Source organism: Lewinella sp. (genome assembly GCF_050633125.1).
Lineage (GTDB): Bacteria > Bacteroidota > Bacteroidia > Chitinophagales > Saprospiraceae > Lewinella.
This window is the reverse complement of record NZ_JBOEFX010000005.1, coordinates 17992-41475: the sequence shown is the minus strand read 5'-3', so window position 1 is coordinate 41475 and position 23484 is coordinate 17992. Positions and strand designations below refer to the sequence as shown.

At 44.7% G+C, this 23484-nt stretch carries 14 protein-coding genes; 5 read left to right on the top strand and 9 right to left on the bottom strand.

Translation table 11 applies throughout. The annotated features are described in order from the left end of the window. Nucleotides 1-47: 47 nt before the first annotated feature. On the top strand, nt 48-968 hold the full coding sequence (locus ACRBG0_RS00970; protein ID WP_431485064.1) for a FecR family protein: 921 nt from the start codon (nt 48-50) through the stop codon (nt 966-968). Nucleotides 969-974: 6 nt separating this feature from the next. Continuing rightward, a complete protein-coding gene (locus ACRBG0_RS00965; RefSeq protein ID WP_431485063.1) occupies nt 975-3605 on the top strand; it encodes a TonB-dependent receptor plug domain-containing protein in 2631 nt (876 codons plus the stop codon). A gap of 8 nt (nt 3606-3613) precedes the next feature. Here the strand turns inward: ACRBG0_RS00965 and ACRBG0_RS00960 are convergent, their stop codons facing one another. Continuing rightward, nucleotides 3614-5908, bottom strand: coding sequence for an FdhF/YdeP family oxidoreductase (locus ACRBG0_RS00960; RefSeq protein WP_431485062.1), 2295 nt, complete (start codon nt 5906-5908; stop codon nt 3614-3616). A gap of 81 nt (nt 5909-5989) precedes the next feature. After that, on the bottom strand, nt 5990-7135 hold the full coding sequence (locus ACRBG0_RS00955; protein WP_431485061.1) for an ankyrin repeat domain-containing protein: 1146 nt from the start codon (nt 7133-7135) through the stop codon (nt 5990-5992). Between the two features lie 402 nt (nt 7136-7537). Here ACRBG0_RS00955 and ACRBG0_RS00950 point away from each other — a divergent pair, with 402 nt between their 5' ends. Further along, nucleotides 7538-8188 carry an SPOR domain-containing protein gene (locus ACRBG0_RS00950; protein ID WP_431485060.1) on the top strand — a complete coding sequence of 217 codons (651 nt, stop codon included), beginning with the start codon at nt 7538-7540 and terminating at the stop codon, nt 8186-8188. Nucleotides 8189-8254: 66 nt separating this feature from the next. On the opposite strand, the gene ACRBG0_RS00945 is transcribed toward ACRBG0_RS00950, so the two are convergent. The 3 genes from ACRBG0_RS00945 to ACRBG0_RS00935 all read right to left on the bottom strand — a co-directional run bounded on the left by ACRBG0_RS00945 (nt 8255) and on the right by ACRBG0_RS00935 (nt 15058). After that, nucleotides 8255-8551, bottom strand: coding sequence for a rhodanese-like domain-containing protein (locus ACRBG0_RS00945; protein ID WP_431485059.1), 297 nt, complete (start codon nt 8549-8551; stop codon nt 8255-8257). A 7-nt stretch (nt 8552-8558) separates the two neighbouring features. Then, on the bottom strand, nt 8559-11108 hold the full coding sequence (locus ACRBG0_RS00940; protein ID WP_431485058.1) for a T9SS type A sorting domain-containing protein: 2550 nt from the start codon (nt 11106-11108) through the stop codon (nt 8559-8561). 182 nt (nt 11109-11290) lie between these two features. After that, nucleotides 11291-15058 carry a PASTA domain-containing protein gene (locus tag ACRBG0_RS00935; protein WP_431485057.1) on the bottom strand — a complete coding sequence of 1256 codons (3768 nt, stop codon included), beginning with the start codon at nt 15056-15058 and terminating at the stop codon, nt 11291-11293. A 445-nt stretch (nt 15059-15503) separates the two neighbouring features. Here ACRBG0_RS00935 and ACRBG0_RS00930 point away from each other — a divergent pair, with 445 nt between their 5' ends. Then, the gene (locus ACRBG0_RS00930; protein ID WP_020537011.1) at nt 15504-15959 is read left to right on the top strand and encodes a TraR/DksA family transcriptional regulator; all 456 of its coding nucleotides are present in this window, start codon (nt 15504-15506) and stop codon (nt 15957-15959) included. Between the two features lie 88 nt (nt 15960-16047). On the opposite strand, the gene ACRBG0_RS00925 is transcribed toward ACRBG0_RS00930, so the two are convergent. Continuing rightward, entirely contained in the window at nt 16048-17478 is a 1431-nt protein-coding gene (locus ACRBG0_RS00925) for a M14 family metallopeptidase (RefSeq protein ID WP_431485056.1), read from the bottom strand. 345 nt (nt 17479-17823) lie between these two features. On the opposite strand from ACRBG0_RS00925, the gene ACRBG0_RS00920 reads away from it, so the two are divergent. After that, complete coding sequence (locus ACRBG0_RS00920; RefSeq protein ID WP_431485055.1) at nt 17824-20688, top strand: M16 family metallopeptidase; 2865 nt, start codon at nt 17824-17826, stop codon at nt 20686-20688. A 167-nt stretch (nt 20689-20855) separates the two neighbouring features. Here the strand turns inward: ACRBG0_RS00920 and ACRBG0_RS00915 are convergent, their stop codons facing one another. The 3 genes from ACRBG0_RS00915 to ACRBG0_RS00905 all read right to left on the bottom strand — a co-directional run bounded on the left by ACRBG0_RS00915 (nt 20856) and on the right by ACRBG0_RS00905 (nt 23467). Then, the gene (locus tag ACRBG0_RS00915; RefSeq protein ID WP_020537007.1) at nt 20856-21071 is read right to left on the bottom strand and encodes a Sec-independent protein translocase subunit TatA/TatB; all 216 of its coding nucleotides are present in this window, start codon (nt 21069-21071) and stop codon (nt 20856-20858) included. A gap of 193 nt (nt 21072-21264) precedes the next feature. Continuing rightward, nucleotides 21265-22218 (bottom strand): isopenicillin N synthase family dioxygenase, encoded by a 954-nt coding sequence (locus ACRBG0_RS00910; RefSeq protein WP_431485054.1) that lies wholly within the window; start codon nt 22216-22218, stop codon nt 21265-21267. Nucleotides 22219-22414: 196 nt separating this feature from the next. After that, entirely contained in the window at nt 22415-23467 is a 1053-nt protein-coding gene (locus tag ACRBG0_RS00905) for a hypothetical protein (protein WP_431485053.1), read from the bottom strand. Nucleotides 23468-23484 lie beyond the last annotated feature (17 nt).

The window sequence follows — 23484 nt, the reverse complement described above, 5'->3', positions numbered from 1 at the left end:
AAACTGGTCTTTATATAAAAGCTTTATTTTTTATTATAAACCAGGTCATGAAAAATGATGAATTACTACATAAGTGGGTAAACGGCAACTTATCTTCTGATGAGCAGAAAGAATTTGAGCAGCGCCCTGAATACAATTCCTTGCAGAAAATAAAGAGAGGGATGGGACTCCTTTTCGGGCCAGAGCTTCAGCAAGAAGTAATACTTGCCAATATCTTATCTGACAAGAAAACAACCTCCTCAACAAATAACCGCCGTCGCATTCGTTACTTGCTACCTTATGCTGCTGCGGCGGCTGTTTTACTATTGATAGGCTTCTTTGTTCTTCGCCCTGCTGCGCCTGCCGTTTTTTCTACGGGGGTAGCCCAACGGTCTACAACGGTACTGCCAGATCAGTCGACGGTATCACTTAATGCCGAAAGCGAGGTATCATTTCAGGTGAGTAAATGGCCAGGAGAGCGAGAGGTGCAATTGGTAGGAGAAGCTTTCTTTGCGGTAGAAGAAGGAAGTACATTTACTGTCAACACGTCTGTTGGTGAGGTTACTGTTATAGGTACCCGATTCAATGTGGTGAGCCGAAATGGTTTGCTGGAGGTAAGCTGTTTTAGTGGTGAAGTTATGGTGCAGTACCTCCTGCAAGAGATAAGCCGCGAGTTGAAAGCGGGAGAAGCTATTCGTTTTAGCGAAAATGAGCCTCCTGTCAACTGGATGCTCGATGAAGCAGAAAAACAAGCCAGTTGGTTAGATGGTATTACTAGATTACAGACGGTTCCCTTAGCGCGTGCAGTGGCGGAATTGGAGCGACAATTTGGAATTCAGATAAAGACGAACAATGTGGATACGAAACGTGTGATTACCGTTAATTTTCAGCAAGAAAACCTGGAAGAAGCTTTAATAACTGTTTTTCGCCCTCTCAATATTCGCTACGATATCAAAGATAAGGAACAGGTAAATCTATTTCAGGAATAAGCAATTATGAAGAGTTACCTTGCTTTTTGGGGGTTAGTACTTGGCTTGTTTTTAGGAGCAAGTACTTGTTTTGGCCAGTCAGCTACTTATCAAGCGTCTTTTCAAAAGTCGCCTTTAATTGAGGTGATCAAAGTACTGGAGAAGGATTATGATTTGCTTTTCTCTTATGAAGAAGAACAAATCCGTTCAACGACCATCAGTTTGGAATATGGTACCAATGAGCTCGATCAATTTCTTGATAAAATCTTCCAACAGACGAGCCTGGATTTCGAAAGAGTCAATGATCGGTTTGTTGTACTAGTTCCGCGTGAGCAAGGAGTTGAGAACGCTATACTTCGCTCGTTTTGTGGCTTGGTTCGTGATAGCTTGACCCTGGCTCCCCTACCTTACGCCAATGCTTATTTGTTGAAAAATGCGGTAGGTGCCACAACTCAACAAGATGGCCGCTTTTGTTTTAATGGGCCAAACGATATAACAGACACCTTGGTGGTGAGCTATGTGGGGTACAGAGAGTTCCGGTTGTCGGTCAATGATTTTTTAGCGCTTTCTATGGCAGAGATCCAACTCTCTTATTTTGATTTTGGGGAAGATTTTGTTGTTGTTACCGATTACCTAAGTGACGGCGTACATTTGGATGATGCTGGGTTTGCTACAGCTTTGAATCCTCGAAGAATGCGTACCCTTCCCGGTAAAGTAGAACCTGATATACTGGAAGCACTGCAAAATTTACCAGGTATTTCTAGTCCGGATGGTGCTTTAGCGAATCTACATATTCGGGGCAGTACACCTGATCAAAACCTCATTTTGTGGGAGGATATACCCATTTACCACAGTGCTCATTATTTTGGAACAATTTCTGCTTTTAATCCTTATGCAATAGATGAGGTGAAGGTATACCGAGGTGGTTTCGGTGCTGAGTATGGCGGCCGGATAGCAGGAGTGGTTGATATGCGGGTACAGCCATTTAAAGCAAAGGAAAACCGTATTGGACTAGGAACTAATTTGCTGACGTCGTTTTTAGATGGTCAACTGAAGATGCCTGGAAATGGAGGTGTTTTGCGTGTTTCGTTGCGCCGTTCTATGACGGAAATTTTGTCTTCTCCCTATTATAGACAGTTAAGTTTTCGTAATCATCAAAGCCTGCTGGCCGGGAATTTTTCTGCGAATGATTTACCCGATGGAATAAGTGTTACAGAGGATTTTAATTTTGTGGACACCCAGTTGAAATATGCGGTTGACTTATCTAAAAGAGATCAGATTACATTCTCTTACTTGTGGGCTCGTAACAATTACAATAATATAGTGAGTGATGACCGTCGAGGTCAAGATAATTATAACGATCTCTATGTAGAGAATCAAGGGTGGAGTACTTCCTGGCAACGCCGTTGGACACCTTTCTGGTCTACCCAATTAACGGCACTCGGAACCCATCATGATTACAATTACCAATTCACCGTAGATAAGCGCAACCCTTCCCTGGGAGATGACTTCGGCCGCCGGGACAATGATATTCAGGAACATCATTTAAAGCTAAGTACGAATTACCAATTGCCATCGAAAGCAAATATGTTGGTAGGGTATCAAATCACGAATTACGATCTTGGTTACGAAATTGTCGAAAAGGAGCAGGAGGTCAATTTGGCCAACCAAACCGGAGGCAGTGCTTCGTTGCTACATACACTTTTTGCCACTTATCAGACGAATGCACAGCAAAAAACAGGTGTCCATCTTGGGTTTAGAGTAAACCGTTACGCCAATACAGGTTCACTTTATTGGGAACCACGCTTACAGTTGTGGCATCAATTTAATCCATCCTTAAGGTGGCAAGTTGCTGCGGGAAAATACTATCAGTTTGTCAGTCAGCTTAATGAATTTAAAGGAGCTAATATTGGTATTAGTAGTCCGATTTGGGTGTTGGCAGATGAGCGGGCTCCTGTCATCAATGCAGTACATTGGCAAACAGGTTTACTGTATGAAAAGGAAGCTTGGCTTATCGATGCACAACTTTATGCGAAAGAAAGTAAAGGACTCAGTGCGCTGGCTATTGGGTTCTTACCTCGCCCTAGTCAGGGCTTTGATCTTGGTACCTCCAGCGTTCGGGGCTTTGATTTGTTGGTAAAAAAACGCTGGGCAGGTTTTTCCACTTGGTTGAGTTACTCTTTGAGCAACGTCACCTATAAGTTTCCTACCTTTTTTGACCCCGTTTTTGCAGCACCATTCGATCAATTACATCGCTTGTTTTGGGCAGGCACTTACCGAAGAGGTCGTTGGGAATACTCTTTGAGTTGGCAAATTAATAGTGGGGTTCCTTATTCCTTATTGGAAGATTTTGAGATAATAACTCCCCAGGGTGGACAAGAGGTTATCCGTCCAATCTATGAAGCATTTAATGCTCAAAGGCTTTCTGCTCAGCATCAGCTAAACGCCGCCATCGTCTATACATTAAATGTAAAAACGCCTGATAAATGGGTAGGCATGGTAGGCTTGTCTTTCTTGAATATTTATAATCAGACCAATACTTACGAACGGGAATATTTTATAAACAATCGTCCTAATATGCCATTAGGTATACTCTTCGAAGATAGTATACAGATAGGCTTTACACCCAGCTTTGTAGTTCGAGTAGAATGGAAGTAGTACCAGTTTTATGCTTCCTCCAGCCGTACTATAATTCGCTTTGATGCTGGCGTTTTACTACGATCATCAAAACTGTCGATAGGCACCAATACATTGGCTTCGGGGAAATAGGCCGCCAAGCAATTTCTGGGGATATCATAAGGGACGAGCAAGAAGCTTTCTGCTACTCGCCTTGTGCCGCCGTGTTCGTTGATGAGGTTAATTGCTTGTTTGGCTTGCCAACCACGAGTCTTCATGTCTTCCGGGTGCATGAACACAACCCGGCGCTCATTCTTAATGCCTCGATAACGATCATCCAAACCGTAAATTGTTGTATTAAACTGGTCGTGGCTTCGGATGGTCATCAACTGATATTCCCCCTCGTTTAATTGATTCTTGGGTACTTTGTTTATTGTAAAGTGGGCCTTCCCGTCGGGTGTTGGAAACTGGCCATCCTGTATGCCATTCGCGAGATAGAAGCCAAAATCATGGCGTACTTTTTCGTTGTAGCCAGCAAATTCGGGAATGGTTTTTTCAATCGCTTCCCGTACCAAGTCGTAATCACCTACCCATTCTTGCCAAGGCACAGTGGCTTGGTTACCTAGTAAGGCTGCTGCTAATGTCCCAATTATGGCTGACTCACTACGTAAGTGTTCAGAACAAGGAGGGAGTACTCCTTTGCTGCGATGTACAATGCTCATGCTGTTTTCAACCGTAACAAATTGTTCTCCCTGGTCTTGTAAGTCGATTTCTGTGCGGCCCAGACAAGGAAGTATGAGCGCGCGTTTTCCTGTAACCAGGTGGCTTCGATTGAGTTTAGTACTCACATGTACCGTAAGTTGGCACCGCTCTAGCCCGGCGGCAGTATAAGCGGTATCGGGTGCTGCGGAAAGGAAGTTGCCTCCTAGCGCAAAAAAGACGTTTACTTTCCCTCGGTTCATCGCATGAATTGCTTCCACGGTAGAGTAACCATGCTTTCGGGGAGGAGTGATCCCAAAGTTTGTGGCCAGTTTGTCGAGGAAAGCATCACTAGGAGATTCCCAAATGCCTACAGTCCGATTACCTTGTACATTACTGTGTCCTCGTACTGGGCATACCCCTGATCCGGGCTTGCCAATGGCGCCTTTCATCAGCAGTAAATTGACAATCTCTTGCACATTGGCGACACCGTTTTCATGCTGTGTTACCCCCATCGCCCAGCAAACAATCACACTTTTAGCTTTCCTGATCATATCAACGGCGGTTAGTATTTGTGCCCTTGGGACACCACTAGCTGTCGCTAAATCAGTAAAATCTTGGCGTCGCAAGTCTTCTACAAAAGCTTCGTAACCTGCCGTTTGTTCGCTAATAAAATCCCAGTCTAAGATACTGCCACCCTGTTCTCTGTCTTGATGCCAAATACGGAGCATGATGGCTTTCAGTAAGGCAATATCACCGTTCAAGGCCACAGGTAAATGCAGATCGGTCAATGGGGTGCCGCCACCGAGTACTTTGCCCAGCCGCTGTGGGTTGATGAAATTAACCAAGCCAGCTTCGCGCAAAGGGTTAATAGTGATTATTTTCCCTCCGTTTTCCTTGCATTTTTCGAGGGAGGATAACATCCGGGGGTGATTGGTGCCCGGGTTTTGACCAATAATCAGCAGCAGGTCGGAATTGTGTATATCTTCAAGGGAAACGGTGCCTTTTCCTATTCCAATTGTATTGTTAAGACCATGTCCACTAGATTCGTGGCACATATTTGAACAGTCTGGCATATTATTAGTGCCAAACGCACGCACCATTAACTGGTACATAAAAGCGGCCTCATTGCTGGTACGGCCGGAGGTGTAAAAAACTGCCTCGTCTGGAGTTTTCAATGCCTTTAATTCTCCTGCAATCATTGTGTTGGCTTCCTCCCAGCTGATGGGAGTATAATGAGTAGCCCCTGCTTCAAGTACCATAGGCTCGGCTATCCGCCCGGATTTCCCCAACTTGAAGTCAGACCAATCGCCTAGTTCTGCAACACTATTCTGTGCGAAAAAATCGCGACCAATGGTTGTTTTTTGAGCTTCTTCCGCAATGGCTTTCATACCGTTCTCACAGTATTCTCCAAGACGGCTACGGTCATCATCGGGATCTGGCCATGCACACCCTGGGCAATCGACCCCTCCTTTTTGATTTAGTTTTAGCGAAAGCTTGATAGCCTGCCCCGTTTTCATGTAACGATTGGCTTGGCCTACTGCTTTAGTAATGCCGGGAATGCCGGCGGCCTTGGCTTTGGGAGCTTTAATTTTAAGGCCGGTGTGTGCTGTAGGTGTTTCGTGCTTAGGCTTCTGATCAGACATGAGAACTATCGGTAATTTGGCAGGTCATTTTGATCGGCAAAGGTAATGGTTTTACCCAGAACAAATGACCTGCCTAATTAACTACTCATTTGATTCTTGTAAAAGGAAATCTACCTCTTGTTGTAGATAAGGATCAGTGTATTCGTAAGTACCAAAGTCGTTAGCCGCAATTCCTGAGTAATCCCGCAAATTAGGATTAGCACCGGCTTGTGCCAAGTGATTGGCCAAGTCATCGTGCCCACGTTGAGCTGCTGCCATGATAGGGGTAACGCCCATTATGTTTATTGGGTCAACAAAAGCCCCGTTAGCTAAGAGTATGTCTACGGCGTCGGCCATCCCTCGTTCTGCTGCCAGGTGAAGTGGAGTGTTTTCCATATAATCCACAGTGTTTACATTGGCACCTTTTTCGACCAATACCCTCAGCATAGCCGTGTTTTGCTGCGTAACAGCCATATTTGTTAAGGTTTCTCCAATGGGCGTCTGCCAGTTAGCATCTTCATCGGGCTGTGTACTACGGTGTAGTAATACGCCTGCCAGTACTGCGTGATCTAGCTTTACTGCTTGGTAAAGAGGGATGATGCCATCTTTGTTGGCGAGGCTAGGGTCAGCACCATAGCGCACGAGCATTGCTGCACTAGCAATGTTTTCTTTCTCGACGGCACGGGAAAGAGGACTGATACCATTGGATAAACGATTTGGGTTAGCTCCAAGGCTCGTTAATTGTTTTAAAAAAGCAGGTTCGTAGCCATACGATACGGCCAACATCAGAGGCGTTTCGTCTAGGTCGTTAGGTAAGTCTGCTTTTGCACGCTCTAGTACTAGGTCGATGATGCCCATGTTTTGCTCTTTAATGGCCAGCGTCAATGGGGTTTCTCCATCTTTGTTTTTAAGGTTGATGACGGCATCTTCACAAAGCCATTCTACCATTTCGTATTGTCCTGCTTCGATGGCTAAAGTGAGTAAGGTTTCTCCTTCTGTATTGTGCTGATAGTAGGGGAGACTTACATCTGGGAGCATGGTTTGTGCCAACTCCACATCTCCTCGCTCGACGGCAGCAAAAAGGAAGCGGATTTTTTTATCATCTTTTAACTTGTCCCACTTAGAGGGCATATTGAGTACATCCGCTGCATTACTGGCCGGCGCCTCAGGGATGGTGGTTTCTTCTTGAGCTTGTACACTACTTGTCGCTAAAATTACCAGCGCGCATAAATAAAATAGGTTACGCATTTTGCTTGGTTTTTTCGGGATTACCCGGGTTACGAATTTGATTTGTCGTGTACAATCTTACTTATAGCAATAACCATTTAAGCCCGGGCAAAGCCAGGAAGAGTGAAGAAAAACTTATGGAAGGTAGTTTGAAGGAATAAGGATTTTGTCTCCCTTCAATAGAGACAAGTAATTAATGTCTTTGAGCAAGCTTTTATTATACAGTTACTGATGGTAAGCGGAGTTGTCGCTGGTAGTTTGTTGGTAATCAGTTGATTAAACTAGTGTTAAAGAAATCCAAAAAAAGACTGTATTTTGGTGGCGGAGTAAAATCACTAAAATGCGGTCCGGTAGATACGGACGAAAATGTTGTTCTGAGAAAGAACAATGAACAGCAGAATAATAACTGAAAAAAGTTCACTTATGTCAAAACTTGATGTGCTCACGATTGCCATTGTTATAGTATGCTTGGCTGCACTTGGTTACCTGGTGTATAAGATAGTTAACCTCGTTAATCCTCCTGAAGAGCCTACTAGCTCCATTGAAGATAGCTACGAAGACACTGCTAGTACCGATGAAAGTACTTACAAAGACTGGGATAATGAAGTAGATACAGCTGGAGATGATGTTGACCTGGACGACGATCAGGTTGCTACCTACGGCAATACAGATAATGATGAGAATACTACTGGTGCGGCTAGTACTAATGCGTCAGCAGATGAAATGGACAATGAAACGTCTGGTCTTGCTGAAAAAGATAACCTCACCGATGAAACGACTTCAAAAGGTAGCACAGCCACTGCTACGACTCCTACTCCGGCAGTAAACAACTCAACGAGTAATAGTGGTCGTTATATGGTTGTTGCGGGGTCTTATCGTCAGCGTGTGAATGCGGATAACCAAGTGGCTCGATTACGCAAAATGGGTTACAATAACACCCAGGTAAGCCTGTTTGATCGGGGTTCTTTTGCTGTTGTCTTGGTAGACAGGTTCAGCAGCTACGGTGATGCAAAGCGCCTGGTCAATGAGTTGGCTGGAAAAGGGGTAGATGCTATTGTAGACGAGAAGAAGTAAAAAAGATATTGGAACTAAGTACCTTTTTGTAAGATGCTTAGTTCCAATGCTTTTTTTGAGTTAACCCTACATGGCTTGCCAAGCCATCATGCCGCCGGTCAGGTTACGAACATTCTTAAAGCCCTGCTGTTGCAGAAAGCCTTGTGCCATGCCACTCCGAGCACCGCTGCGGCAGTAAACGATTACCTCTTTGTCTTTATGGGCCTCTAGATCTCCCACTGCGCCAGCTATCGTTCCTACAGGAATGAGCGTTCCTCCAATGTTGAAGGCGTCGTGTTCACCTGGTTCTCTTACATCAATTAAGACAAAATCTTGATCACCAGCATCCATGCGGGCCTTAAGGTCTTTTACACTAATATCCATAGCAAATCTATTTTATTACGATTAACCGCTGAGGAGCACTTTGGTTACCATCAATTGATTGTAACTGAGCAAAGTATATTCCTGCCGACAAGGTACTGATATTTACAACCTCTGCAAAAGACTGGCGGAAGACTTCCTGGCCCGTGGCATTGTAAATGATAAGTTGGGTGTTTTGCTGATCCTCGATGTTCGTTTTTAGAAACAGTTGATCCCTGACAGGGTTAGGAAACAGCTGTAAATCGGCTGTCCTCGTATCTTGTAAAGATTCAACGGAGGTAACACCAATTTCACTGTTCAGATAGGGGCGCAACATAAGCGCACCTTCGGTGATGCCTGAAACCGGGTTAAACCCAGACCCATTATCGGCAAAAATAAAGGCTTTGGCTTGAGGTCTATTGCGGTCGTAACCGATGGATATGCATTCTGAAAAGTCACACGAAGAGGCTTGCTGCCAACCTACATAAAAGGTGCCAGCAGGGATAGCCAAAGGCGCGAGGTCACCATTTTCATCGAGCAGACGATAAGAGGTGAACCCTTGTAAGGTGTCAAAGAAAGCACTGGGGAAAACAGGCTCGTAAATTTGGCTGTATTCCGGTGTTCCGTCCAACTCCCCAATCCAGATGCGTAAGCGAAACTGCTGGTCAGGGAAACCATCATTGGTATTCGCAAAATGCATTTGTACACCGTGAATAGTGTCAGCAACAGAAGCCGTATAAGCTACGGCCACTTGCCGGTTAGCACTCGTCTGTATCGCACTTTCTGCCGTTCCATCATCATAAGCAAAGTATTCACCAAAATGGGTAGTTCTGCTTACTTCGTCGTTGCGCTGAACAAAATCCAACCCTTCCTGAGAAGTATTGGTCAGACTATAGGATAAGCGAAAGTCTATGTCGTCAATATTATTAAAATCATTGCTCCCCATTTGGGCGGCATAGTTATCGTAAACATTACTAAACCCGGTAGGGTCGCCCTGTAAGCTATAGGTGCGCAGAATGGTTTCCTGAGCAGCAATATTACTTTCTAAACCATTGAAAAGCGTAGGTGTCGCTCCAAAAGGATTGATCCCTGTATTCAATTCCTCGATGGCTGCAAAAGAAGGGCTTGCATTCTGATCTGTAGCAAAATGATTATAAACACCGATGTCGATATTTGTGCGTAATTCTTCATTGAGCTGTGGCTGAAAATGCCGCCAAGGCATACTCGTGTAATTTTCGAGAATATAGTCGGGAGGATAAGTGAAAGCGATATCATTGAAATCTTCACTACCCGTGGGGTTGTTGTCAAGGCGGACATAATCCAGGTGCCAATTGTCGCGGAAGCCTGTGCGGTCATTGTAGTTGATAAAGCGGAATTGAAAACGATCATGTTGATAATCTGCACTCACAGGGGCAGAATAAAACTGAAAAGAATCTCTTACGCTAAAAGGTTGGTTAGCAGCCATGCCCTCAAATGACATGATCGAAATCCAGTCATCTTCTTCATTGCGGAATTGAAGTACAAGGGAGTCTTGTACCTCTGGCCGGTCGGCAATACCGCCACGTTGTAGCCAAAAGGAAAGCGTCCAGTTCCCGTTTATGGTATTCAGGTAGGTGGATGTCAGGCGATCTGCAGGACCATAGCCATCGCCATAAGGGCGTCCGCGATTACTGAGACCATCAAAGGTGGCCACCCCAATTGAAGGTGGATTGAATGGCATTTCCTTATTCACATAGACTTCCTTGTCTAGCCAGAGGCCTGCTACCGGTACGGGGTTGTCATAAGAGAAGTCATCATAAAAAGGTGGTGTAATACTGTTTACCTGTACACGGAATGCGTAGTGGGTTGTATCGCAAATACCGTTGTCATCGCAGAGCACTACGCAGAGCGAATCCAGACCATCTACCCGACTGGCACGGTAAACAATTGAGTTGACAGGGCCGGAATAATCGGTGAAATAAGCCAGTTGTTCGCGGCCTTCATAATTGTCCGGGCAGTCGACAAAGAAATTGCAAGTGAGCTCGCCTGGGAGATTTAAAGGAATGTCTAAGTCGATCACCTCTTCTGGTTGCAGCGGAATAGCAGGAGGGTAGTCGTTTGCTCCCGGGCGACGAGCCAGGAAAACAAAAGTTTCGATATCCGTACAGGCTGATCCATCTGCGTTGCAATAGCGGATGCCTGCAAGGTCTGTATCAGCATCTACCCCAAGGTCAGCCGTATAGAAAAGGCTATCCGTAGGATCCCCCTCCAGGTCAAGGACGATGCCGGCCGTACCGTAAACGGCATCTGCACAAGCAATACACTCATAGTAGCCGTCTGCACCGAAACCAACGGTGTCTAATTCTAACTGAAACTGTACTGTTTGCCCATTTAAAACAGGGATAGCCTGAGGGTCAGAAGGAGTATAGCATGTGGTTTTTGGACGGGTAGTAAAAGTATCCTCCGAAAAAATGCCAAGAGCACGTTGCTCATCAGCGTGATAGACCTCTAAGATAGGGTTAGAGGTTAGGTCAACTTCTTTTTGTCCGTAAGCAAAGGTTGTCAAGAGCGCAAAGAAGGCGGTCGTAGCTATTATTCTCATGTCAAATGTTGTAAATATCTTCTTTGAGGGAACGTAAAAGGATTAGCTTTAGTGTTACTTAAGCCAGTTTTGACACCCTCTGGATACTTATACTCGTTATATCCCGATTTCATTACGGGGCTGCTGGCCCTCAAGTTCCATTTGTAGTTGAGGTTCCAACAAAAAAAAGAAAGATTTTTTATCTACAGCCCGCCAGAGGTGTCTACTGGTGTCACTGTGTCTTCTGTATCAGGTGGCAAACCACCACTGTCGCTAGGGGGTTCATTGATCTCTATCTCTGCAGCACATCCCGCAGGGCGCTCTTCTTGTAGATAAACCTTGATTTTCGATCCACGAAGGATTTTACCACCGGGGCGATATTCCGGCTCTTGTCGGTAAATAAAGGCATCGGCGCGATTGAAAACATCTCCCACAACATCGCCTAGCTCTAAGTCAAGGCCTGGCAAGAGGAACTGTACCTCACTGAAACGCTTACACTTCAGTGCTGGAGTACTTACGTAATCATCTTGTTTTTTCGTAACAACAAACTCAAGTGTTTTTCCCTGAAGGACTTTCACACCACGTTTAACATCAGATGGCGTGTATTTACGGCCTTCGTAGTAAAAGTGTAGAATGGTACTATCAGCTAGCTTAGCGTCAAAGATCGTCTCTTTAACCGCTCCTTTTACTTGCAAAGCCCGCAATTTCGGACGATACTGACTGTAATCATCAGCAGCGTCTTCAAAGGAAGGAAGGGTGACCTCTTTGGGATCACCAACGATGGTCAAATAAATGGTGCGGTTCTTTTTTATCCGGTTCAGGGCTATTGGCTCTTGATCAATTACTTCTCCTTGTAGTGTGTTGTAATCAAAAGGTGATTCATTGACACTTACTTTAAAACCGCGTGTTCGCGCTTTTTTTGTAGCATTATCTATGCTCATGCCCACGTAGTTTTCTACTTGTACAGAGTTTCCATGATTGGTGTACAGTTTGAGAAATACGTTAAGTAAAAAGAAGCTAACGAGCAAGACGCCCAACATAGCTGCTAAATTCTTTAGGAAATACCTTGTTTGGAGAAAATCCAGTATCTGCCGCCACCACTTTCCTTTGCTCAGGTTAACGGTTTTAGCCGGAATATCAGATTTGTTTTCCATAGTGTTGATAAGTGTTTCTTTGACAATAGGTGTCGCTGGTATTACCGGCGGAGCTGGTGTGTCTGCAATTTTTATGGGTGCTGCTACAGAAGGAGTAACGACCGCTGATGAAGTACGTTTCGCTTGTCTGGCAAAGCCGTATTCCAAGATTTTCTGAATAAATGTGGCAGGCTTATAGCCAGCCAGAGCTGCTTGGTGAAAAATAGCAGTAGCAGGCGTCATTCCAGGGAGTGAATTGACTTCAATTACTTGAGTTTCTACATTGCCATCGGCCAGAATTCTCACAAAAGCATCAATGCGGCAGTAGCCTTCTACTTGTAGTAGGCGAGCCACTCTTTCCAAGGTTTGTTGAACTTGGGGTAGTAGCTCTTCGTAGGTGTAATTTCCTGCGGCCATACGAGCTGGTGTCAGATTTTGCCCTTCTCCTGCCAGAAATTTTTCTTCAAGAGAGAGCACTTCACCACTTGCTAGTGTTTCGCTGGGTTCGAAAACTTCATACTGAATTTGTCCATTTTCACCATAGGAGGTAAGCATGCCACCAGTGACTTCAAGGAAATGAATGCCTTCTTCTTTTGTGACCAACTGTTCAAAGAGGATTTCTTCTTTTTGAGAAAATTCTTCCTTGATTTTTAACTTTAATACCTTCCGCTGCTCTCGTTCATTATCACTATCCTCCTGAAAGAGGAGTGCACTGTAAGCCGCTAGCTGCTCCCTGTTACGAATAACTTTAACAGCTGAACTACAACCATCGTCTACGGGCTTGGCGACGAACGGATAAGCGAAGTTTTTTTCCACGCGGTGAAAAAAACTTTCTGCGTCTATCTTGTAATCATTCTTGCTCAGCAATAGTTGATTCGCAACAGGTAGATCGTGTTGCCCCAAAAGCTGTAACGTCCGGTATTTGTCAATAGTAATACTAGATGACTTAATCCCCGAACCATTGTAAGGGAGATTCCGGGCCTCGAGCTCAATTTGTATTTGTCCATCCTCACCAGGACGGCCGTGTAGAGCAACGAATACACCATCTACTTTCTTGGCCAAGCTATCATAGGTCAGTTTTTCCGGTGCAAAGATGACATCTGCTGACGCATACTTTTTTGTAATCGGAGCACACTCCAACCTTATCTTTTTTAGTACAGGGTGGCTCTTCCAGTGTGTGATTTTATCCTTGATATCATCCGCATTATCCTTGAGCAGTAGGTTAATGGGCAACTGATACAACTCGTGTTGCTGATCTGAACCTGTTAAGAAAACAGGAATTGGCGCATAATCGACAGAACTGGAAAGTTTTTCAAAAATATTTCGCCCGCTTTCTACTGAAATATGTCGTTCGAACGAATAACCACCTAGAATAACACCAATTCGACGCTGCTGTTGCTGGTCGGCCTTTAGTGTGCCAATTGCGGTGTCTAATCGCTGTAAGAGAGCATGCCACTGTTCATTTTTCGGTTGGTCGCTACAGCGTTCCTGAACGGATAGGCGAATAATTAGCGTGAGGAATTGGCTTGGATTAAGCCCGATTTCTGCGGCCTGGTGAAAAAAGAAGGAACTCGGGAGCATGCCCGAAGTCGTGTTTGGATCATTCAGGAAAATAGTACCCTCAGGGGTATAAAAACCATCAATCCGTGCATATACCTGAAACCCAAGCTTGTTGAACAAGCTTTCACATTCTCGTCGAATGGTTTCAATAGCATCGTTGGGCAGGTCGATGGGGGTTTCCTTACGGGAAAGCCCCGGCATGTACTTAGAACGATAGTCAAAGACTTCACCGCCCTTGATAATTTCTGTAGGAGGCAAGGCAATCGAAGAACCATCCTCTGCTCGTAGCACTATACAGGAAAATTCTTTTCCGCTGATGAAGGACTCCAGGATGACATGCTGCTCTGTTTGCGCCGCTTCTAATACGAAAAGCTGGCTAAGGTGCTCTGCATTGGCCGTTTCTTCATTAAGGAAAGCCAGTAGGTCTTCCGGATGATGGATGGTTTCCTTGCGTTGGCCCAGGCTGATGTGCAGAGGAAATCCAAGGCCCTCTCTAATATCGCCTAATGCTTTTACGTATTCTATCCGATCAAAAGGAGTACGGTCATGCCACTCTCCCAGTGGGATCAACTCGCGAAAGAACGCTCGGTTGACCGCCATTTCAAAACCCTCTAGTCCCTCATTTTCGTCGATGATACTTACACCAATAGAAGAGCCCTGGTTGGCAGGCCGGATCACTAGGGGGAAGCCAATTTCTTGACTGGCTTCTTGGTACAAGGCTTGTAGGTCGGCACTCAACCAACCTTTTTTATCCAGCACCTTTACGGTAGGGCAAGGAAATCCCTGTTCCTGCATCAAGCGTTTTTGCCAGGCTTTATCCATCCCTATCCGACTGGCTTGCACGCCACTGCCTGTGTAAGGAATCTGGAGTGATTCCAAAATACTTTGCAACTCACCATCTTCACCGTAAATACCATGAAGCGAGAGAAAAGCTACGTCTATATGTTGGTGTAACTCCTCTTGAGGCAATGGTTGGCCAATAGCTGCAAGAAGCTCGCGTTGTGCGTCGTCCTCTAGTCCGGCAATGCTCTCGGCATAAATCTGAAATTGATTAGCCGACGGGGGCAAACTGTTCACGGGAGGGAAGAAGTCTCTAATACTGCCCTTGTAGATGTACTCCCAGTCTAGCAACACCCAATTGCGGTGGCTGTCAACAAAAATAGGGACCGGTGTGAAAATACTTTGATTGAGGTTGTCGTAGACAGTTCGTCCGCCCGCGAAAGAAATTTCCCGCTCACGGGAAGGTCCACCAAAAAAAATACCAACTCTTATTTTCATATCATCATACCGGTTAAAAAGGCAAGAATGCTTTTGTAAAAATAGCTTTTGCGCAATACTTTATCCTAAAGATTTACCTGCATCAACTAAATTAGCCTGATTTGCGTTTGTAGCAAGGAATCAGGTAACTGTACTATTAAACAGGCGCAAAGTTAGGTAATTTCTTCGTGCAGCCCGATCAAGCTTCACGCATTGGTGCTACTTTTATGAGTAATCGTAGTACTTAATCCAGTGTTCGTTCAGTTTGGGCCGATAATCTGCTTTAAATCGTTAATATTATTGTACTTTATAGGTGCATTAATACGTTACCGACCAATAAATATTTGATTGCATTTGATCGTTGCAAGGAAATAAGACGGCTAATAAACATTTAACCCGAATAAAATTTTTTATTTTTCGTTTTTTTTGAACACTTTTGCGGCGATCATTAAAAAAGCCTGAATTTATGGCCAATAAAGAAAACATTACACGCTATTCAGATGAAGAGCTGGAGGAGTTCCAGGCTCTGATCGAAAAAAAACTGCAGCAAACCGGAGAACAACTGGAAAGTTTGGAGAGCCAGATCATGGAGATATCCGAAAATTCTAGCGACGATCACGGTGGAGATTGGGTAGACGACAGTTCCACCAATAATGATATCGAAATGCTCAATAGCATGGCAACCCGGCAGCGCAAGTACCTGGTGGATCTCAATAATGCCATGATGAGGATTCGGAACAAAGTATATGGTGTCTGTGTAATTACTGGTGAGCTAATTGATAAGCGCCGCTTATTAGCAGTTCCTACGACGACCAAGAGCCTTACTGCTAAAACGGATATCCGTAGAGAAGCAGAAGCACGGATGACGCACCGGATTACCGATAACCCTTACGTGAAGCAAGCTAAAGGTAAGAAGGAGTAAACCGGACTGATACCGTATGCTGTAAGAAAAAAGCCACCTTTCCTGCTTCGAATAGGAAAGGTGGCTTTGTGTTTTAGAGACACTTTTCTTACTCTACCTTCACCAACTGCCCGTTAATAACGGCGTAAACAACTTCCCCAGCGCCGTTTCTGATGATCAACGGAGGGTTAAGCCCGGTAGCAACCTCGCGGTCATAAATGCCTTCTGCACCTAGAATCCATAGCGGATGTTGATCGCGCTCCCAGGGTGGACCCGGTTTTTTTGTGCGTACGACGGCATAACCAGCTTTTAAAAGGCTCATAGCATCTAGTGCCTTTGCCTCCGCTAAATCTGCCAAAACTTCTGGGAATAGTTTACCAACCTCAGCAGTGTAATTGCCACTTGATAAAGCGGTGTATCCCTGCTGATAAGTTAGGTCACCGATGTCATCAATACGGCCTTGGTAATAAAAACCATTGGCACCACCATATTCCCGTTCTCCAAGGTCAAAAGCAATGTCCATTAGGTAGCTATTTCCGTTGGGGTGTAGGTAATTGATTTCTCGCAACAGAAGATCATTGTAAACACTTCCTTGATTATAGGGGATTTTATTATAGTCTGAACGGCTAAAATTGCGGTAAGACTGGTTGGCAATACTGTGACAGGCCGCCAAAATACTGGCAAAATTTAGCTGACGGATATATTGCTTTTCCCGATCTTCGGGGTATCCACCAGATTCAATCAAGATCGTACTGGTGCCCCATTTTTGCATATTATCACCAAAAGCGCGTGGCTCAAAGGCATCACTGTAGCGGGCTACTTTACCAGGGATATGTCGCTGTAGAGCTGTATTGAGTTGTGCAATGACCTGCATAGCCCGTTCTCTGCCAGGATTGATGGTCTTTGGAAAATCAAAAGCTGGAGCCAGAAAAGAAAGTGTCGCCATATTTTCAGAATGGAATCCGGCACCGTAGTAGCGGCTTTGATCGTGGAGGTTGAACCCCCAATCGGCATCCAACTCATCGCGAACCCGCTTCAATAATTGCGCTTCCGGGCTGGTAAGTCGCAGTGCATCCCGGTTTAGATCAATACCTAGTGCATTCCTGCGCTCAAAATCTTCTGCACCATCCGGGTTGAGCATGGGAATGAAAACGAGGGTCAGTCGATCTAGGATGTTTTTGCGGAAAGCAGTAAAGTCATCATCTTTTGCCTGGAGGAAACAAAAAATATCCATCAGGGCAGCGGTAGCAGTAGGTTCATCTCCATGCATTTGCGACCACAATAAAACCGTTGTCGGTCCGTCACCAATACGAACACTGTGGATGGATCGTTCTTCCACCGAAAGCCCTTCCTGCTGGACTTGAAAGGGAGATTCCAGTTTTTGGAGAGCATCCACCAACTCCCGATGTTTAAAGCGACGATCTTCCAGGGATTTCTCCTGGTAATCGGGGTAGGCTTCGTGCAATTTGCTTAGCCAATCAGTCTGGGCAGCTGTGGAAAAGCCAACTCCTAGTAATAGAAATAAAATTATTATACGCATTTTTTTGAAGATCAAGGTTAAAAATACCCATTGACGGGATTGGCAAATAATGTATTGTTTTAATGCTGGATTTAGTCCTAGTTAAACGTTACCTTTGTGCCCCTTAAGTATTTGTAAACCTTACTTGCTAAACAAATCGGCAAGTGGGTAGTAACTTAAGCTCCCTCTAGGATGGTACTATTTAGCAAGCTTACACACAGAACACAAGTCTCAGGCCTTACTACTAGGACGTAACTGGTCGAATCCGTATCGTGGTTTCATTTCATTCTTAAATAGTATCAGCGAGGGTTAATATCCAAGGCAATGCCATGGATATTATTTGACCAAAAGTTTAAAAATAGAAATATGCCGAAAAATACGGTAACCACAAAATACGATTACGAAACCATTTCTGGTGATGCGCTCAATGTCAGAAGCTACACCTTGGCCAATGGTTTGCGGGTATTTTTGAGTGTCAACAAGAATGAGCCCCGTATTTTTACGAACATCTGTTTTCGTGCTGGTTCTAAACATGACCCTGCCGATACTACCGGGCTGGCCCATTATATGGAGCATATGCTCTTTAAGGGTACCAGTAAAATTGGTGCCACCAACTGGGAAGAAGAAAGTAAGCTACTCGAAAAAATTGCAGACTTGTTTGAGGTCTACCGCGAAACAATCGGAGACGATAAACGCTCGGTAATTTACCGCGAGATTGATCGTCTTAGCTACGAAGCGGCACTACTAGCAGCTCCTAATGAATACGATAAGCTTGCGACCTCTATTGGTGCTAAGGGTACCAATGCCTACACCTGGGTAGAACAAACGGTGTATGTCAACGATATTCCCAGCAATGAGCTGGAACGCTGGATTAAATTGGAACGTGAACGCTTTCGTTATTTGGCACTCCGACTTTTTCATACGGAGCTTGAGACTGTTTACGAAGAGTTTAATATGAGTCAGGACAAAGACTTTCGTAAGGCTCATCAAGCCATGCGGAGTTTGTTGTTTCCAAAACACCCCTATGGTACCCAAACGACTTTGGGCAAACCTGAGCACTTGAAGAATCCGTCGATGCGCAACATTGAGCGTTTCTATGAGACTTATTATGTACCCAATAACGCAGCACTTTGCCTGGCTGGCGACTTCGACCCTGATGTAGCAATTGCTATGATTGAAGCCCAGTTTGGTAACTGGGAACCAGTAGAATTCCCTCCTTTCAAATTTGAACAACAACCCCCGGTCAATGAACCTCTTCGCCAGGCCGTTAAAGGTCAGGAAAGCGCCTACGTACAGATTGGCTGGCGAATGGGCGGCGGTAAAACCGACGATTACATGTTGGGGCTGTTAGTGCGTCAAATGCTCTATAATGAACAGGCAGGCTTGTTTGATCTCAACTTGAATCAGCAGCAACTAGTCCTCAATGCGGAAGCTTTTAACTGGGTTTACGAAGATTACAGTGTCTTTGGCGTCTACGGAAAACCCAGAGATGGGCAGACGCTGCAAGATGTGGAAGAATTACTGCTGGCAGAAATTGAAAAATTACGACAGGGAGATTTTCCTGATTGGTTACTAGAGGCCTCCATCCGGGACATGAAGCTTTCGGACCTCAAAGCGGTTGAAAAAAATGCAGCCAGGGTAGGTGCTATTGCCAATTGCTTTATACTAGGTATTCCGTGGGAGAATTTTGTCAAGCGCTACGAATGGTTGGGGCAACTTACCCGTGAGGATGTTATTCAGTTTGCTAAAACAAAACTTGCGGCCAATGGCTTTGCTGTTGTTTATAAACAGGAAGGCGACGATCCTAACATCAAAAAAGTAGAGAAACCGGAGATCACGCCCGCGCCTTTACAAAAAGATGCTGTTTCGGATTACGCTCGCGAGTTTTTGTCAACGTCGCCTGCTCGAATGGCACCTATTTTTGCTGATTACTCCAAAATCCAGCATGAAAATTGGCAAAAAGGCTTGCGTTTTGATTACGTTCATAATCCTCAAAATCCGCTTTTTCGTCTCGATTATATTTTTGAGATGGGAAAAAATAACAACCGCGAACTAGGGTTGGCTTTTATTTATCTGCCGTACCTGGGAACCAGCAAGTACAGTGCTTCGGATATTCAAAAAGAATTTTTCCGCCTTGGGCTGCATTTTGAAGCTTACAACTATGAAGAGCGCTGCCATGTATCGCTGACTGGCTTGGAGGAATCTATGGAAGCCGGCCTAAAGCTGATGGAGCATTTACTGACCGATGTTCAAGCCGATACGGATACCTGGGGGGCTGTCGTAGAAGACATTGTCACCAAGCGTGCTAATCAGAAGCAGAACAAAAATGTTATCCTCCGCAGTGGGCTTGGGAATTTTGCCAAATATGGACCCGATTCTCCCTTTACTCATCGTATTCCGGAGAAAGATTTGAGAGGCCTGAGCCCTGAACAGATATTGCATTGGCTGAAAAATCTGCATACTTACGAACATCGTATTTATTACTACGGTCAGATGGATGCCAGTGATGCTGCGACGATTATTAAGCGCCATCACAAGGTTGCAGACGATTTACAGGCTCCGCCACCTGTTCGTGTATTTCCGGAGCTTGATCAGGCGGAAAACAAAGTATACTTCACCCATTTTCCAATGGTGCAAAACGATATCATGATGATATCACGCGGTACTCCTTATTTCAATATGGCAGAACATCGCATCCATGATCTCTATAACGAGTATTTCGGATACGGCCTTTCTTCTATTGTCTTTCAGGAAATCCGTGAGGCCAAGGCCTTGGCTTATAGCACTTATGCTTATTACAGTAGCCCGGCGCTGGCGAACCGTTCACATTACTTACGGACTTACGTTGGTACGCAGCCCGATAAAGTTGCTGATGCCATGCCTACGCTCATCCGTTTGTTAGAGGAGATGCCAATAGTAGAAGCTGGCATTGAACAGGCTCGTTTGTCGCTACTGCAAAGGGTAGAAAGTGATCGTATTCCCCCTCGTAGATTGTACTGGGAAGCCCAAGGCGCATGGGATGTGAACCTGAATCACGATATCCTCAGAGATATTTACGAAGAATTGCAAACGGCAGGCAAAAAGGAGTTGCTGGAGTTTCACGAGAACCACGTCAAGGGCCGTAATTACAACATTACGGTACTAGGTGACCGGGCGGCTACGCCACTCAAATACCTGGAGCAATTTGGCCCACTGGAAGAGCTTTCGCTGGAGCAGTTGTTTGGGTATTAATATAAAATACAACATCCCGAATACTATCTATCTGATAGCATCCGGGATGTCATTTTACAAAAGTCTTTTTAGTTGGAGTCAAGTAGAAATCAGTGATGTCTCTTTAGGCTATTATCAAGTAACAACACATAATCACATAATTCCGATCTCCGACTTCCGACTTTAATTTAAGACTCAGTCGTTGTACTTTTCTTATTCTCTTCTTTCAAACCCTCTTTTAACTCACTTTCCAGGGAGTTGCGAGCAGTGTTGAATTCGCGAATACCTTTACCGATGCCGCGCATCAGTTCAGGAATTTTGCGCCCACCGAAGAGCAACAAAATAGCAAAGAAAATAACCAGCATTTCTGGTCCTAAAAATTGGAATAACAGCAATGTATTCATGCTATCAGGTTTTTTCTGCAAAAGTATACAGCTAAGTGTTCAGCATAGGCTGAGTAGCTGGCGCAAAGGTAGTTGAATTTGTGGGACTCTGCCAGTTTTTGATGGTCTAAGCCCACAAAAGACACTGATCTTCGCAAATATTGACGCGCTTTTGACGTCGCGTTGCGTTTGAAGTTTAGCCAAGCTAAAAATACTACTTTTTCAAACCAATCTCCCGCAAACGCTCATCCAGGTATTCGCCTGCAGTGATGGGTTCATAAGCAACCGGGCGATCAGCTGTTATACAACTGTCTAATACCGTCAAATCCATCTTGCTGCGAGGGTGTAGGAAAAACGGAATGCTCAAGCGCGGCAAGTGCCACATTTCACGGGGAGGATTGACGACCCGGTGAGTGGTAGATTTTAGGTAATTATTGGTTAAACGCTGCAACATATCTCCCACATTGATCACGATCTCGTCATCTTCAGGCTGGATATCTTGCCAGTCACCGTCCATGTTAAGGAGCTGCAAACCTCCGGCAGAGGCTCCTACCAGTAGGGTGATCAGGTTGATGTCTTCGTGGCTCTCTGCCCGAATGGCTGAAGCTGGTTCAGAAGTGATTGGCGGGTAATGGATAGCTCTTAGGATGCTATTCCCTTTCTCGATTCGGTCATCAAAATAGCCTTCTGGCAAATCCAGATGAAGAGCAATGGCACGCAACAATGCTCCTCCTTTCTCTTCGAATGCCTGATAAAGCTGACGCCCAAGCTGAGGAAATTCTGGAATTTCAGCAACCTGAACATTGTCAGGGTATTCGGGCTTTAAAGGATCTTCGTCAGGTACTTCCTGACCAATCTGGAAGAATTCTTTCAAATCAGCTACTTTACTGCCTTTGGCGTGTTCTTTGCCAAAAGAAGTATAGCCCCGCTGACCAGCTAAGCCAGGAACCTCATATTTCGACTTTGTCGCTTTTTCAAGTGCGAAAAAAGCCTTTGAGCTACTGTAAAAGTCATCAATTAATGACTTGGGGATTCCGTGGCCTGTAACGCCTACAAAACCGATTTCGTGGAAAGCTTTTCCTAATTCATCAACAAAAGCTTGCCGTTCTGCTGGGCTGCCGTGTTCAAATTTCGACAAATCAACCAAGGGGATGGTACGTGTCAACATAATGGTATTTTTATATTCCAATGCTATTCTAATAGCATATAAAGTTAAGCAATTATCTAAATAAGAGCCTTCTCTGATGTTTTTTGTGGTCAAGCTGAAACAAAAATCGTAAGTGACTGATAAGGAACGTGATATTTGTTTTCGGTTGACTCTAAACACAAAAAATGTCAGAGAATCAATAAGATAAGAGGCAGAGTTACTTACGCGAAGGCTTATATCGCGATTGCTCTAAAATTTCCTGGGCATCTTGGTAAACAAGGAGGTCACTTAGTGGAATTTCCGGATGCCGCTCCATAAATTGTTTAACAATCTGATAGCCCACGTAGTTGGCCGATTCTCCGGGAGAATCTTCCGGCAGTACTGGAGAGCCATTAGGGCTGGGCTCAATAAGCTTACGAATATCCTGGAAACGAGAATTGTACAAGAGGTCTTCCGTCAGGAAGTGAGACCATAGATTGCGTTCGTTTTCCACCAACCACTCCTGCTGTGTAGCAGTCGTTCGAAAGATCACTGTATCGGTCGTCTCTGGTAGCAGTTGTTCTAAAACATAGAGCTTTTTTCCACGATGGACCATCTCGTCGAGTAGTCTCGTCCCCGGAGCGCTACCAAACACATCATCCAGTAAAACGCGCAAAAGGGAGGCGGTCAGGTGGTCTTTGTTGTAAGTACGTACCAGGTAGTTGGAAAAAATGGCAGCACCAGGGCTGTATTTTTGGTAGTCAAAATTTGGGCCTAGAAACATATCTAAACTGGCGCCCAAATCATTTTCGCCAAAGATGATACTCGCATAATTGAATGCCGAGTTAAAAGTAATCAAGCGCTGAGGTGCTTCAATCTCGGGGAAATAATAGCGAAAATAACGAAGCGCCTGTTGCAATTCTTTTTCCGTGTCTGTCAAATCAGGGAAAATCATTTGGGTCGTGTCATAAACCGCTCGGTACACGGGAGAGGTGACGAATCCGCGAAAATAATCCAACTGCTCAGGTGACATGTTTGAAAGAGAACCAGCTTCCAGAATACTAGTGCTGAAAAGTTCTGCAAATTCCGGATATTTAGTAGCCAGGCCAGCGATAGAATTGGCGAAATCAATAGTGTCTAAGCTAAATAGGTCTTGCTCAAAACGCAAGATAGTTAAAGGGGCTTCGATATCAGAAACATCAGGCAAAGGGCGTTTATCATCGGTACAAGCTGCTAAAAGCAGCCCAAAGAAGATAAAAATGGTTAAACTTTGTTTACTATACTGGAGCATAACGTGATTTACTTATC

Bases quoted from the DNA above. Each gene is read 5' to 3' on its own strand.
- ACRBG0_RS00905 (WP_431485053.1), bottom strand. From the start codon at position 23,467: ATGCTCCAGTATAGTAAACAAAGTTTAACCATTTTTATCTTCTTTGGG.
- ACRBG0_RS00955 (WP_431485061.1), bottom strand. From the start codon at position 7,135: ATGCGTAACCTATTTTATTTATGCGCGCTGGTAATTTTAGCGACAAGT.
- ACRBG0_RS00930 (WP_020537011.1), top strand. From the start codon at position 15,504: ATGGCCAATAAAGAAAACATTACACGCTATTCAGATGAAGAGCTGGAG.
- ACRBG0_RS00940 (WP_431485058.1), bottom strand. From the start codon at position 11,108: ATGAGAATAATAGCTACGACCGCCTTCTTTGCGCTCTTGACAACCTTT.
- ACRBG0_RS00920 (WP_431485055.1), top strand. From the start codon at position 17,824: ATGCCGAAAAATACGGTAACCACAAAATACGATTACGAAACCATTTCT.
- ACRBG0_RS00965 (WP_431485063.1), top strand. From the start codon at position 975: ATGAAGAGTTACCTTGCTTTTTGGGGGTTAGTACTTGGCTTGTTTTTA.
- ACRBG0_RS00950 (WP_431485060.1), top strand. From the start codon at position 7,538: ATGTCAAAACTTGATGTGCTCACGATTGCCATTGTTATAGTATGCTTG.
- ACRBG0_RS00925 (WP_431485056.1), bottom strand. From the start codon at position 17,478: ATGCGTATAATAATTTTATTTCTATTACTAGGAGTTGGCTTTTCCACA.
- ACRBG0_RS00960 (WP_431485062.1), bottom strand. From the start codon at position 5,908: ATGTCTGATCAGAAGCCTAAGCACGAAACACCTACAGCACACACCGGC.
- ACRBG0_RS00935 (WP_431485057.1), bottom strand. From the start codon at position 15,058: ATGAAAATAAGAGTTGGTATTTTTTTTGGTGGACCTTCCCGTGAGCGG.
- ACRBG0_RS00915 (WP_020537007.1), bottom strand. From the start codon at position 21,071: ATGAATACATTGCTGTTATTCCAATTTTTAGGACCAGAAATGCTGGTT.
- ACRBG0_RS00970 (WP_431485064.1), top strand. From the start codon at position 48: ATGAAAAATGATGAATTACTACATAAGTGGGTAAACGGCAACTTATCT.
- ACRBG0_RS00945 (WP_431485059.1), bottom strand. From the start codon at position 8,551: ATGGATATTAGTGTAAAAGACCTTAAGGCCCGCATGGATGCTGGTGAT.
- ACRBG0_RS00910 (WP_431485054.1), bottom strand. From the start codon at position 22,218: ATGTTGACACGTACCATCCCCTTGGTTGATTTGTCGAAATTTGAACAC.